12 protein-coding genes are annotated in these 12508 nt (G+C 65.1%); 5 read left to right on the top strand and 7 right to left on the bottom strand.

Going from position 1 to position 12508, the window contains the following annotated elements:
* Window positions 1-124 precede the first annotated feature (124 nt).
* On the top strand, window positions 125-844 hold the full coding sequence (locus ACI0FO_RS04655) for a GntR family transcriptional regulator (RefSeq protein WP_416024437.1): 720 nt from the start codon (window positions 125-127) through the stop codon (window positions 842-844).
* Between the two features lie 136 nt (window positions 845-980).
* Here the strand turns inward: ACI0FO_RS04655 and ACI0FO_RS04650 are convergent, their stop codons facing one another.
* Window positions 981-1271, bottom strand: a complete 291-nt coding sequence (locus ACI0FO_RS04650) for a DUF3579 domain-containing protein (RefSeq protein WP_013392635.1) — start codon at window positions 1269-1271, stop codon at window positions 981-983.
* Between the two features lie 178 nt (window positions 1272-1449).
* On the opposite strand from ACI0FO_RS04650, the gene ACI0FO_RS04645 reads away from it, so the two are divergent.
* Window positions 1450-2667, top strand: coding sequence for an aspartate aminotransferase family protein (locus ACI0FO_RS04645; RefSeq protein WP_416024436.1), 1218 nt, complete (start codon window positions 1450-1452; stop codon window positions 2665-2667).
* 14 nt (window positions 2668-2681) lie between these two features.
* Window positions 2682-3623 (top strand): ornithine carbamoyltransferase, encoded by a 942-nt coding sequence (argF, locus tag ACI0FO_RS04640; protein ID WP_416024435.1) that lies wholly within the window; start codon window positions 2682-2684, stop codon window positions 3621-3623.
* 141 nt (window positions 3624-3764) lie between these two features.
* On the opposite strand, the gene ACI0FO_RS04635 is transcribed toward argF, so the two are convergent.
* The 4 genes from ACI0FO_RS04635 to ACI0FO_RS04620 form a co-directional block, all read right to left on the bottom strand.
* The gene (locus tag ACI0FO_RS04635; RefSeq protein WP_416024433.1) at window positions 3765-4328 is read right to left on the bottom strand and encodes a hypothetical protein; all 564 of its coding nucleotides are present in this window, start codon (window positions 4326-4328) and stop codon (window positions 3765-3767) included.
* 12 nt (window positions 4329-4340) lie between these two features.
* Complete coding sequence (locus ACI0FO_RS04630; RefSeq protein WP_416024431.1) at window positions 4341-4871, bottom strand: carboxymuconolactone decarboxylase family protein; 531 nt, start codon at window positions 4869-4871, stop codon at window positions 4341-4343.
* Window positions 4872-4873: 2 nt separating this feature from the next.
* Window positions 4874-5827 (bottom strand): Bug family tripartite tricarboxylate transporter substrate binding protein, encoded by a 954-nt coding sequence (locus ACI0FO_RS04625; protein ID WP_416024430.1) that lies wholly within the window; start codon window positions 5825-5827, stop codon window positions 4874-4876.
* A gap of 65 nt (window positions 5828-5892) precedes the next feature.
* Complete coding sequence (locus ACI0FO_RS04620; protein WP_416024566.1) at window positions 5893-6759, bottom strand: amidohydrolase family protein; 867 nt, start codon at window positions 6757-6759, stop codon at window positions 5893-5895.
* A gap of 96 nt (window positions 6760-6855) precedes the next feature.
* On the opposite strand from ACI0FO_RS04620, the gene ACI0FO_RS04615 reads away from it, so the two are divergent.
* A complete protein-coding gene (locus ACI0FO_RS04615) occupies window positions 6856-7764 on the top strand; it encodes a LysR family transcriptional regulator (RefSeq protein WP_416024428.1) in 909 nt (302 codons plus the stop codon).
* Window positions 7765-7960: 196 nt separating this feature from the next.
* Window positions 7961-9301 (top strand): argininosuccinate synthase, encoded by a 1341-nt coding sequence (gene argG, locus ACI0FO_RS04610; protein WP_416024426.1) that lies wholly within the window; start codon window positions 7961-7963, stop codon window positions 9299-9301.
* A gap of 149 nt (window positions 9302-9450) precedes the next feature.
* Here the strand turns inward: argG and ACI0FO_RS04605 are convergent, their stop codons facing one another.
* On the bottom strand, window positions 9451-11379 hold the full coding sequence (locus ACI0FO_RS04605; protein WP_416024424.1) for a potassium transporter Kup: 1929 nt from the start codon (window positions 11377-11379) through the stop codon (window positions 9451-9453).
* Window positions 11376-12491 (bottom strand): sensor histidine kinase, encoded by a 1116-nt coding sequence (locus ACI0FO_RS04600; RefSeq protein ID WP_416024422.1) that lies wholly within the window; start codon window positions 12489-12491, stop codon window positions 11376-11378. The genes ACI0FO_RS04605 and ACI0FO_RS04600 overlap by 4 nt, the downstream gene beginning before the upstream one ends.
* Between the last annotated feature and the right edge of the window lie 17 nt (window positions 12492-12508).

Below are 12508 nucleotides of genomic sequence, written 5' to 3'. Positions count from 1 at the left end.
TATCGCTAACCCTTATCGCCCGGTGTAGTATGCTTGCCTGCACCCCGCCGTGCGCGCCGGCAGCGGGTGCCGGACACCTTTCCAATACAACGAAAACGCGCATGCACAGGAGCCTAAGAAGAAGATGAAACCTCTCGCGCCGCCGGCTAACGAGCCCGCCAAGAAAGACATAAATCGCAGCGAAATCGTATACATTAATTTACGCCGCGCCATCATCGAACAAGCCCTGCTGCCCGGCGACAAGCTGCCGGAAGACGTCATCGGCGAGCGCTTCGGCGTCAGCCGGACAATCGTTCGAGGAGTGTTGACGCGCCTGTTCAGCGAGGGCCTGGTGGATCTTCGGCCCAACCGGGGCGCCGCCGTGGCCCGCCCCAGCCTGGAAGAAGCGCACGACATCTTCGAGGCGCGCCGCTGCCTGGAACGCGATGTCGCGCGCCGGCTGCTGCAGCACATCACCGAAGCCGGGCTGACCCGCCTGGCGCAGCACGTGGCGCAAGAGGAAGAGGCCCGCAAGCGCAACAGCACGAACGAATCCATTCGGCTATCGGGCGAATTCCACATCTTGATGGCAGAGCTGTCGGGCAATGCGGTGTATGCCCGCTACGTGAACGAAATCGTCTCGCGCTGTTCACTGATCCTGGCGTTATACGGCCGCCCCCATTCCAGCGAGTGCGCGGTCAGCGAGCACATGGAGATCGTCGAAGGCCTGCGCGCACGCGATGAAAAACACGTGCTGCATCTGCTGGAGCATCACCTGGAGTCCGTCACCGCACGGGCGCTGCTGAGCCCCGACGGTTCGGGTGTGCGCGACATCCGCAAGATCCTCGACCGCTACGGGACCTGAGCCTGATTGGGGCCTGAGCCTGATCGGGCCTTGTGCGCGGAGGCGGCGCCTAGGGGCGTGCCCGCCCGATGGGCGAGCAGAGTGGCCCCCAAGAATGAGAAAAGCGCCCGGTCGGGGCGCTTTTCGGTTCTGGGGCCTAGATTTCGCGTTCTTCCGTCTTGAGGTTGTTGTCGCGAGCGAAATCCACCACGAACTTGTACGCCAGCGGTTCCAGGTCGCGCAAACGCAGGTCGACCACGATTCCGCGCACGCCATCGATGACGACGGGCAGCACATAGGGCGAATAAGTGAGGTGGTTACCGGCACAGCCGGCGGGCCGGAACTGTGCCATTACGCCGGCGAGCCGCTCCGCCCAATCGCTGGGGCGGAATCGGCTACCGCTTTCGGTAACGCCATGAATTACGAATTGTCTGACGCGAGTTGCCATGAGTTCTTTCACTACAGCGCGCCTTTCACGAAAGCCGGATCTTCGGCGTGATCAAACATGCGCCCTGCGCCGCGAATTGTATATGATTGATCCTTTGCCCTCTTCCAAATGGCGTTTCTGACACGAAACACCCCGAAAAAGGGCCGGCATTTTTGGTAATCCCCCAGGAGGATCCGCAATGACCTCGCCTCTGGCCAATATCTATTCCCGCCTGCCGGTTGCGTTCACGCACGGCCAGGGGGTCTGGTTGTGGGATGCCGACGGCCGCAAGTATCTGGATGCGCTGGCCGGCATCGGCGTGTCGTGCCTGGGCCATGCCCATCCGAAGCTCGTCGCCGCCATCAGCGAGCAGGCCGCGCGCGTCATCCATACCTCAAACATCTATGAAGTGCCACAACAGGCGGCGCTTGCCGCGCGCCTGACGGCGTTGTCCGGGATGCGCGAAGTCGCCTTCAACAACAGCGGCTCGGAAGCCAACGAGGCCGCGATCAAGCTGGCGCGCTACTACGCTTACCAGCGCGGCAACAAGCACGCCCACATCATCACCATGGATTCGTCATGGCATGGCCGCACGCTGGCCACGCTGGCGGCCACCGGCAGCGACAAGGCGCGCAAGGGCTTCGAACCGCTGCCCACCGGCTTCATCCAGGTTGCCTACAACAACATCGATGCCGTGCGCGCCGCCGGCGATGCCGAACCGCGTACCGCGGCGGTGCTGCTGGAAGTGTTGCAAGGCGAAGGCGGCATCCGCCCGTCCGACATCGCCTATCTGCAGGAAGTGCGCCGCCTGTGCACCGAGCGCGGCTGGCTGCTGATGATCGACGAAGTGCAGTCCGGCATCGGCCGCACGGGCAAATGGTTCGCCCATCAATGGGCGGACATCACACCCGACGTCATGACGCTGGCCAAGGGCCTGGCGGGCGGCGTGCCGATTGGCGCAATGCTGGCCGCGGGCCCCGCCGCGGGCGTCCTCACGCCCGGCAGCCACGGCACCACGTTCGGCGGCGGCCCGCTGGTATGCGCGGCCGGGCTGGCCGTGCTGGACGCCCTGGAATCCGAACACCTGTTGGATAACGCCCATACCGTGGGCGCCTACCTGAAAAACGCGCTGCGCCACGCTTTGGCGGACACCGACGGCGTCACCGAGGTGCGCGGCCGAGGCCTGATGCTGGGCATCGAGCTGGCGCGCCCCTGCGGCGTGCTGGCGGCGCGCGCGCTGGCGGCCGGCCTGCTCATCAACGTCACGCGCGACCGCGTCATCCGCCTGCTGCCGCCTTTGATCCTGAACAAGCAAGAGGCAGACCAGATCGTCAGCACACTGGTCCCGCTCATCCAACAATTCCTGGCCGAAACATCCCATTCCCGCCCGGGCCACGAGCCCGGCCGGGTCCAATGACCTGCGACATCACCATGACTCCTCCCACGACTCAAAACGGCCCGTTGCGGCATTTTCTTCAGTTCAAGGACTTTTCGTCCGCCGAGATCGCTTATGTGCTGGACCGCGCACGTCTGATCAAAGAAAAATTCAAGCGCTATGAACCCCACATGCCGCTGCACGACCGCACGCTGGCGATGGTGTTCGAAAAAGCCAGCACCCGCACTCGCGTGTCGTTCGAAGCCGGCATGTACCAGATGGGCGGCTCGGTCATCAACCTGACGTCGAACGATTCCCAACTGGGCCGTTCCGAGCCCATCGAGGACACCGCGCGCGTCATTTCGCGCATGGTCGACATCGTCATGATCCGCACGTTCGAGCAGACCCGCATCGAACGCTTCGCGTCGCACTCGCGCGTGCCGGTCATCAACGGCCTGACCAACGAGTTCCACCCCTGCCAGATCCTGGCGGACATCTTCACCTACATCGAGCACCGCGGCCCCATCGCCGGCAAGACGGTGGCCTGGGTGGGCGACGCCAACAACATGGCCTACACGTGGCTGCACGCCGCCGAAATGCTGGGCTTCACGCTGCACGTGTCCACGCCCGCCGGCTACGAACTTGAAGCCGCGCGCATCGGCACGCCGCCGTCCAACGTCCTGCGCCAATTCAAGGACCCGATGGAGGCCTGCCAGGGCGCGCACCTGGTCACGACCGACGTCTGGACCAGCATGGGCTACGAAGCCGAAAACGACGAACGCCGCGCCGCATTCGCTGACTGGTGCGTGGATGCCGAAATGATGGCCGCGGCCGACGCCGAAGCCGTCTTCATGCACTGCCTGCCTGCGCACCGCGGCGAGGAAGTCACCGGCGAAGTCATCGACGGCCCGCAAAGCGTGGTCTGGGACGAAGCTGAAAACCGCCTGCACGTGCAAAAGGCGCTGATGGAATTCCTGCTGCTGGGCCAAATCAAGTAAACCGGTCCGGCACGAAAACGGGGCCTGGATACCGCAAGGTATCCAGGCCCTTTTCCATGCGCGGATGACAGTCGGCACAACGCGCGTTCCCTGGCCGCAATGGCGGCCAGGATGGACGCCTGCGCCCGGACCCCGGTCGGATTACAGGATCTTCTTGAACATCGTCCGGCGCGTATTGCGGAACGACGGCCGCACGCGGCTGCTCCAGTCGGTCGCCCGCACCGCCAGCCACGCCGGGCTGCCAAAGGTCTCGCGGGTGTGCAGGTCGTAGCAGGCCAGATAGCGCGGCCCCTCGTCGCGGCATTCGTAGCGCAACGCGCGCACGGTGCCCGGCACCGACGCCAGGCCCGGCAGATGCTCCTGGTCGTACCAGGCGTTCAGGTCCGCCTCGGCGTCGGGCAACACATCGGTTTCAACGATGTAATGCCACGGGGCATCCTGCCCTGCCGACGCGCCCGGCAGGTCCAAGGTCTGATGCAACACCCGCGCCCGGGCGCCAGGAAAGCCCTCGGCCAGCCGCGCCTGGATCTCGGGCAGCGCGTCCGGCGCACCGCGCAGATACACGTAGGTGTCCTCTTCCTCCACCGCGGCAAAAGCGCTGACCACGACCCCCGCCAGCCCCTCGGTCAAGCGTTGAGCCATGTCCGCCGCGCGCCCTTCGTCAAAGCGTTCGCCGAGCGACACCAGCAATACGATTTCCTGCATGGTCTTCTCCTTTCAATGGCCGACGCGCAACGCCACCAGGAAGCGCGACACCATGTTGTACGCCCCTACCGTCGCCGTCAATTCCACCAATTGCGTGTCGTCGTAGCGGGCGCGCAATGGGGCGAACACGGCGTCCGGCACCTCGATATCGCGCGTCATCGCATCGGTCAGCGCCAGCACCTCGGCTTCGCCGGGCGCCAGCCCCGGAACGGCGTCCGGCGCGGGATTGCCACGCAACGCATCGATCACGGCCTGCGGCATGCCGCCCGCCAACGCGTGCGGCACGTGGGCGTCGAACTCGTATGGCGCGTTGTTAAGCGTCGCCACGCGCAGGATGATGAGCTCGCGCAGGCGTGGCGCCAGTGACGTCTTCTGCCGGATGGCCGTCAGCATGGCCTCCCAGCCCTCGACCACGGCCGGGCTGTTCAACAGCACCTGGTACAACGGCGAAATCCGGCCGCGCGTGGCGCTGATGCGCGCCTCGATCGCAGCCAGTTCCTGGCGGGTGCCCGGAACCACGGGGGTGACTCGGCTTGCGCTCATGCTTACTCCGGACGGATGTTCTTGCGCTGGATCAGCGCGGTCCACTTGTCGCGATCCGAGGCGATCAACGCGGTCAGCTCCTGCGGCGAGCTGGGCGCGGCCTGGGCGCCGAACTTCTCCAGCTTGGCCCGCACGGCCTCGTTGCCCAACGCGGCGCGCACCGCCTGGTTCAGCTTGTCGACAGTCGCCGCCGGCGTGGACGACGGCGCCACGATGCCGTACCAGTTGTTGGATTCCACGCCTGCGATGCCCTGTTCGGCCAGCGTCTTCACATCCGGCAGCAGCGGGTGGCGCGTGGGCGCGGCGATGCCCAACGGCTTGAGTTTGCCGCCCTGGATATGGCCGATCAAGCCTGGTACGTCGCCGAAGAAACCGGCCACCTGGTTGCCCATTACGTCGTTAATGACAGGGGCCGCGCCTTTGTATGGCACGTGCAGCACGTTGGCTTTGCTGGCATCGGCGAACATCTCCATCGTCAGATGCGGAATGCTGCCGATCCCCGACGAACCGATTGCTACGGATTGCTTGGCAGCCTGCGAGGCCTTCACGAAATCGGCGGCATCCGTCGCCGGATTGGACGGGTTCACCACGAACACCGTCGCGTTGTTCACGACTTTGGACACCGGTGCGAAATCGCGCACCGGATCGTACGGCAAGTCCTTGTACAGCGCCGGGCTGATGGCGACCGCGCCGACGCTGGTCAGAAACAGCACCGATCCATCGCCCGGCGCCTTGGCGACGTATGCCGCGGCAATATTGCCGTTGGCGCCCGCCTTGTTCTCGACGATGACCTGCTGCTTGAGCTCTTTGCCCAATTGCTCGGCCAGCACGCGCCCCACCAGGTCCACCGGACCGCCAGGCGGGAACGCGATGATCAGGCGTACGGGGCCGTCGGCATGCGCCGCGCCGAAGGCGGCCAGACTCAGCACGGTGGCCGAGAGAATCTTATTGAACATGGTGTCTCCTCGATGAATGAAATGTTCTTTTGCGCCCACCCGCCGACAAGCGATGGGCCTGCCGCTTAGATGAATCCGTACAGCCGCGCCGGGTTCTCCACCAACACGCGCTGGCGCAGCGCGGCGTCGGGACACGCGTCGAAAAACGTGTCCACCAATTCGCCATCGTCGGGCATGTCGCCCGCCACATTCGGGTGCGGCCAATCGGTGCCCCACAGCGTCCTGTCCGGCAGGGCCTCGACCAGCGCGCGGACAAACGGGATGCCTTCCGCGAACGGACGCCGGCCCGATGCGATGCGGTCGATGCCCGACACCTTCACCCAGGCTTGCGGGACGTCGGCCAGGCTCAGCAAGGCGCGCATCGCGGGCGACTCCAGCCCATCGCTCGCCTTCAGCCGACCCATGTGGTCCACGACAAATGGCAGCGGCAGCGCCCGAAGACGCGGCAACAGGCCAGGCAGCATCGCGCCGTCCAGATGCAGGCACAGGTGCCAGCCCAGCGGCGCGATCAGGGACACGACATGGTCGAACACTGCCGGATCCGGCGCGCCGCCCAGGTGAGGCACGAAATTGAACCGCGCGGCACGCACGCCGCCGACATGCAGCGACTTGACGCTGGCCGCCGTGGCGTCCGCGCCCAATAGCGCCACGCCGCGATAGCGGCCGCCGCTACGCGCCAGAGCATCCAGCAAGGCGCGGTGGTCCGAACCGTGGCAATTGGCCTGCACCACCACCGCGCGCTCGACGCCCAGATGCGCGTGCAACGCCGCCATCTTCGCGTAGGAGGCATCGGGCGGCGTATACGAGCGGCCTTCGGCATACGGGAACACGTCGGCGGGTCCGAAAACGTGGCAATGCGTGTCGCAGGCGCCCGGCGGCAGCGCATGACGCGGATGGGAGGGCGACGCAAGCGGAGGACGGCAATCGGACACGGCGGTTTCCTGCGGGAAAAACGACATCGTCACGGATTGCAGGCCGGCAAACAATGCTATATCTTTGATTTCAGATATGTCTAAATTAAATATCCGATGGACCTGAAACAGATCGAGTATTTCGTCCGGGTCGCGGAGCGGCGCAGTTTCTCGCGCGCCGCCGAAATGCTGGACGTGGCGCAACCCACCCTCAGCCGGCAGGTTCGCCTGCTGGAACTGGAACTGGGCCAGCATCTGCTGTATCGCAACGGCCGCGGCGCCGAACCCACCGAAGCCGGCCTGCGCTTCCTGGAACACGCCCGCGCCCTGCTGACCCTGGCCGACCGCGCCAAGGAAGACCTGCAGTCCTTACGCGAAACCCCGGCCGGTAAAGTCGTGGTCGGGCTTCCGCCTCGCATCGCCCGCGTGCTGACCCCGCCGCTGGTGCAGGCGTTCCGCCGCAGTTTTCCCGACGCCTCGATTGCCGTCGCCGAAGGCCTGAGCGCCCAGGTCCGCGAATGGCTACTGGCCGGCCGGGTAGACCTGGCGCTGCTGTACGACCCCGCGCCCTCGCCCCAGTTGGCCTATGAATCGCTATTCCGGGAAGACCTGGTGCTGGCCGCCGCCGCCGGGCACGAACCGCCGCTGCCCGCCCGCGTGGCCGTGGCGCAGTTGGGCGACTATCCCCTGGTGCTGCCCAGCCTGCCCAACGCCATCCGCACGCTGGTGGAAAGCGTCTGCCGCACCCAGGGCGTCCGCCTGAAGGTCGCGGCCGAAGTGGACGCGGTGCAGACGATTGTGGAACTGGCGGCGCAAGGCGACGCCTATGCCATCCTTCCGCGCTCGGCCGCCCGGGGTCCCGCCGCCGAACACGCGTTGTCGCTCTGCGACATCGTTTCGCCCAAGATCACCAACAACCTGGTGTTGGCCAGCGCCCGGCATCGTCCCGCCACGCGCCTGGCCACGGCCACCGGCACGCTGATCCGTCAGCTGGAACTGGCCCGTCTGTTCGCGCCGGCGGCCTAGGGTCGGGCCAACGGTGCACCGGCGCGCGCCGCCACGGCCGTGGCGCGAAGGACAATTGAGCAGCAGTCGTCCGCATCGGCGCGGATGCCCTTCCGCCCCGCGCCGCCCGCCCCGGTCAAAAGAGTTAAAATGCGGTCACCTTTCTTGTTTGGCGGCTCGTTGCTGTCAAAGTCCTGTTGGCGTCTCACCTCAAACAATGACCACTATCCTCCCGAACCTTCCCACCGGCCAGAAGGTCGGCATCGCCTTTTCCGGCGGCCTCGACACCAGCGCCGCGCTCCTGTGGATGCGCAATAACGGCGCGATTCCATACGCCTACACCGCGAACCTGGGCCAGCCCGACGAGTCCGACTACGACGAGATTCCCCGCAAGGCCCTGGCCTACGGCGCGGAAAACGCCCGCCTGATCGACTGCCGCGCGCAGTTGGTGGCTGAAGGCATCGCCGCCCTGCAAGCGGGCGCGTTCCACATCTCGACCGCCGGCATCACCTACTTCAACACGACCCCGATCGGCCGCGCAGTCACCGGCACGATGCTGGTGGCCGCCATGAAGGAAGACGACGTCAACATCTGGGGCGACGGCAGCACGTTCAAGGGCAACGACATCGAGCGTTTCTACCGCTACGGCCTGTTAACCAACCCGGACCTGAAGATCTACAAGCCCTGGCTCGACCAGCGCTTCATCGACGAACTGGGCGGCCGTTCGGAAATGTCCGAATACATGCGCCAAGCCGGCTTCGACTATAAGATGTCGGCCGAAAAAGCCTACTCGACCGACTCCAATCTGCTGGGCGCCACCCACGAAGCCAAGGACCTGGAACAACTGAACTCCGGCATCCGCATCGTCAAGCCCATCATGGGCGTGGCATTCTGGCGCGACGACGTGGCCGTCAAAGCTGAAGAAGTCACCGTCCGCTTCGAGGAAGGCCAACCGGTCGCCCTGAACGGCGTGGAATTCAGCGACCCGGTCGAACTGCTGCTGGAAGCCAACCGCATCGGCGGCCGCCACGGCCTCGGCATGAGCGACCAGATCGAAAACCGCATCATCGAAGCCAAGAGCCGCGGCATCTACGAAGCCCCGGGCCTTGCCTTGCTGTTCATCGCCTACGAACGCCTGGTCACCGGCATCCACAACGAAGACACGATCGAGCAGTACCGCGAAAACGGCCGCAAGCTGGGCCGCCTGCTGTACCAAGGCCGCTGGTTCGACCCCCAAGCCATCATGCTGCGCGAAGCCGCCCAGCGCTGGGTGGCGCGCGCCATCACCGGCGAAGTCACCATCGAACTGCGCCGCGGCAACGACTATTCGCTGTTGAACACCGAATCGGCCAACCTGACGTATGCGCCCGAGCGCCTGTCCATGGAAAAGGTGGAAAACGCCCCCTTCACCCCGGCAGACCGCATTGGCCAGCTCACCATGCGCAACCTCGACATCGTCGACACCCGCGAAAAGCTGTTCACCTACGTCAAGACCGGCTTGTTGGCCTCCAGCGGCACGTCGCTGCCGCAGCTGAAGGACGACGGCAAGAAGAAGTAATTCTTCCGCCACAGTAATTCTTGCCCCAAAAAAAGCCCCTCGGCAAAAACCGAGGGGCTTTTTCATGCCCGCGACATTCATCGCAGATCTGACGGATAGGTCACAAGCGCAACCTCACGACGCAAGGCAACGCCCCGCCAAAAACAAGCCTACAACTCGACCTGCATCCCCATCTCCACGACCCGATTCGCCGGAATCTTGAAGAACTTCGTGCTTCGCGTCGAATTCCGCGCCATGAACGAGAACACGGCCCTTCTCCACCGCAACAACGCCGGCTTCCTTGCCGCCACCACCGTCTGCCGCGACAGGAAGTACGACGTCCGCATGGGCTCCAGGTCCAATTCCGGATACGCCTCGGCCACCAGCCGCAACGCGTCCGGCACATCAGGATCTTCTTTGAATCCGTAGTTGATCGTCGCCGTCCAGCTGGACGCGCTCAGCTTGCTCACGACGAAACGCTCTTCCGGCGAGATATACGGCACATCCGCCACCAAGATCGTCAGGAACAGCACATGATCGTGCAGCACCTTGTTGTGCTTCAGGTTGTGCAGCAGCGCCGGCGGCACATTGCCCGAATTCATCGTCATGAAGATCGCCGTGCCCGACACCCGCGACGGCGGATACGCCTCTAGCTGTTCCATGAATTCCTTCAGCGGCTGCCGGTCGCGATGCTGCATGTCAGACAGCAGATGCCGGCCGCGGCGCCACGTCATCATCAGCGTGAACACCACGATCGCCACCACCAGCGGCAGCCATCCGCCCTCGTGGATCTTGAACACGTTGGCCGAAAACAGCAGCACGTCGAACAGCAGCAACAGGCCCAGCACCGTAAACCACAGCATGCGCTTGACGCCCGTGGTGCCACGCGGCAGCACCGCGAATGCCAGCACCGACGTCGTCAGCATCGTGCCCGTCACCGCAAACCCGTAGGCCGCGGCCAAGTTGTCCGAATTACGGAACAGCAGCACCAGGACCAGCACCGCGCACAACAACAGCGCATTGACCTGCGGCAGATAGATCTGGCCCTTCTCGACCGCCGACGTATGCAGGATCTGCATGCGCGGCCAGAAGCCCAACTGCACCGCCTGGCGTGTCACGGAATAGGCGCCGGATATCACCGCCTGGGACGCCACGATCGTCGCGATGGTGGCCAGCGCCACCAGGGGCGCCAGGCCCCAATCGGGCGCCATCATGAAAAACGGGTTGCGGATCGCCGTGGGATCGCGCAACAGCAACGCGCCCTGGCCGAAATAGCACAGCGTCAGCGCCGGCAGCACCATGCTGAACCAGGCGCTGCGGATCGCCGGCCGGCCAAAGTGGCCCATATCGGCGTACAGCGCCTCGGCGCCCGTCAGCGCCAGCACCACCGCGCCCAACAGCACGAAGCTGATCAAGGGGAATTCGACGATGAAGCGCAGGCCCCACATTGGGTTCAGCGCCGACAGCACCTCCGGCGTCTGCCAGATCTGCCAGGCGCCCAAGGCGGCCAGCGTACCGAACCACACCAACATCACCGGGCCGAACAGCTTGCCCATGACGCCCGTTCCGTGCGACTGGATCGCAAACAGCGCCACCAGCACCACCAAGGCGATTGGCACCACCCACGCATCCAGCGTGTGCGACACGATCCCGATGCCTTCCAGCGCGGACAGCACCGAGATGGCCGGCGTGATCATGCTGTCGCCGTAGAACAGCGCCGCGCCAAAAATACCCAGCACGATCAGCACCCAGCGCATCTTGCCGTCACGATTGCGCACCGCCAGTTCCAGCAACGCCAGCGTGCCGCCTTCGCCGCGGTTGTCGGCGCGCAGCACCAACGTCACGTACTTCAGCGACACCACCACCATCAGCATCCAGAACAGGATGGAAAGCACCCCTAGCAAATGCGCGGGTTCCAGGTCGGTATGCACGCTTAAGCCCGTCAGGCAGGCACGCAAGGTATACAGCGGACTGGTGCCGATGTCGCCGTACACCACGCCCAGTGCGCCCATGATGAGCGCCGCACGCGACGAAGGCGCGTGCGCGCCTCCCGGATTCGCGCCGGACGATGAAGAAACACCAGCCGTGGCTTGGCTCATGATGTGGGATCTTGACGGGTAAGTTGGGCCCCTTTGCGGGGGCCGGGAAACACGACGGACAACCGTGTGCCGGAGAATTGGGGGCGGCTGGTCAGCTTCCACCACGCGCCGTGGGCGTGCGCGATCTCGCGCACGATCGCCAGGCCCAGGCCCGAGCCGCCCGCCGTGGCGGTGGGCGACCGGTAGAACGCCTCGAACACGCGGTCGCGCTCGTCAGGGGGGATTCCGGGCCCGTCGTCCTCGACCGTCAGCGACGGCGGATTGGCGCCTACGATCAGCGTGATACGGCCGGTCTCATTGCCATAACGCAGCGAATTGTCGATCAGGTTACCCAGCAGTTCGGCCAGCAGCAAGGGGTCGGCGTCGATCCAGATGGGCGCGTCGGGCGCCACCAGATCCAGCTCGTAACGGGCCTCGCGCACCCGCGGGAACCACTCGGCGCCATGCACCCTTACCCACTCGCACAGATCAATGCGCACAAAGCTGTCCTGCGGGCGGGCATTGGGATCGGCGCGCGCCAGCACCAGCAACTGCTGGCCCAGCCGGATCATGCGGTCGCTGACGGCCTTGATGCGTTCGGCGCGGGCGCGCACGTCGTCGGGCAAGGGCCGGGCCAACATCAGTTCGGACTCCAGCCGCAGGCCGGACAAGGGGGTTCGCAGCTGGTGCGCCGCATGGCCGATAAAGCGTCGCTGCGCCGCCAGCGACGCGTCCAGGCGCAGCAGCAAGTCATTGGTATGGGTCACCAGCGGTTCGATTTCCACCGGCACGCCCGCCACTTCCAGCGGCTGCATGTCATCGATGGAACGCTGGCGGATCTCTTCGGACAGATGGTTCACGGAGCGCAGCCCCGAGCGCACGCCCTGCACCACCACCCAGGTGAACAACGCGATCAGCGCGACCTGCCCCACTACCATCAGCCAGAAGAAATCTTCCAGCATCCAGAGCGACATGTCGATTTTGTGGGTGATGACCCAGGTGGCCGCCAAGTCCAGCAGGACCAGCAGCAGAATAGGCGGCATCAGGCGGATCACCAGGTGCCGCGCCAGGGAACGGGAAGGGAGCAAGGGGCGTGCTTTCGGAAGAGCGGAAGGAGTGCGTTCCTGCGTCATGACGCGATACCCTCGCT

The sequence above is a fragment of the Achromobacter marplatensis genome (assembly GCF_049060505.1).
Classification (GTDB): domain Bacteria; phylum Pseudomonadota; class Gammaproteobacteria; order Burkholderiales; family Burkholderiaceae_B; genus Achromobacter; species Achromobacter marplatensis_A.
The sequence above is the reverse complement of the archived record's forward strand: the minus strand, read 5'-3'. Positions and strand labels throughout refer to the sequence as shown.

Coding starts and splice junctions, on each gene's coding strand:
- argG (WP_416024426.1), top strand. CDS start 7,961: ATGACCACTATCCTCCCGAACCTTCCCACCGGCCAGAAGGTCGGCATC.
- ACI0FO_RS04615 (WP_416024428.1), top strand. CDS start 6,856: ATGGACCTGAAACAGATCGAGTATTTCGTCCGGGTCGCGGAGCGGCGC.
- ACI0FO_RS04605 (WP_416024424.1), bottom strand. CDS start 11,379: ATGAGCCAAGCCACGGCTGGTGTTTCTTCATCGTCCGGCGCGAATCCG.
- argF (WP_416024435.1), top strand. CDS start 2,682: ATGACTCCTCCCACGACTCAAAACGGCCCGTTGCGGCATTTTCTTCAG.
- ACI0FO_RS04655 (WP_416024437.1), top strand. CDS start 125: ATGAAACCTCTCGCGCCGCCGGCTAACGAGCCCGCCAAGAAAGACATA.
- ACI0FO_RS04600 (WP_416024422.1), bottom strand. CDS start 12,491: ATGACGCAGGAACGCACTCCTTCCGCTCTTCCGAAAGCACGCCCCTTG.
- ACI0FO_RS04635 (WP_416024433.1), bottom strand. CDS start 4,328: ATGCAGGAAATCGTATTGCTGGTGTCGCTCGGCGAACGCTTTGACGAA.
- ACI0FO_RS04650 (WP_013392635.1), bottom strand. CDS start 1,271: ATGGCAACTCGCGTCAGACAATTCGTAATTCATGGCGTTACCGAAAGC.
- ACI0FO_RS04625 (WP_416024430.1), bottom strand. CDS start 5,827: ATGTTCAATAAGATTCTCTCGGCCACCGTGCTGAGTCTGGCCGCCTTC.
- ACI0FO_RS04645 (WP_416024436.1), top strand. CDS start 1,450: ATGACCTCGCCTCTGGCCAATATCTATTCCCGCCTGCCGGTTGCGTTC.
- ACI0FO_RS04630 (WP_416024431.1), bottom strand. CDS start 4,871: ATGAGCGCAAGCCGAGTCACCCCCGTGGTTCCGGGCACCCGCCAGGAA.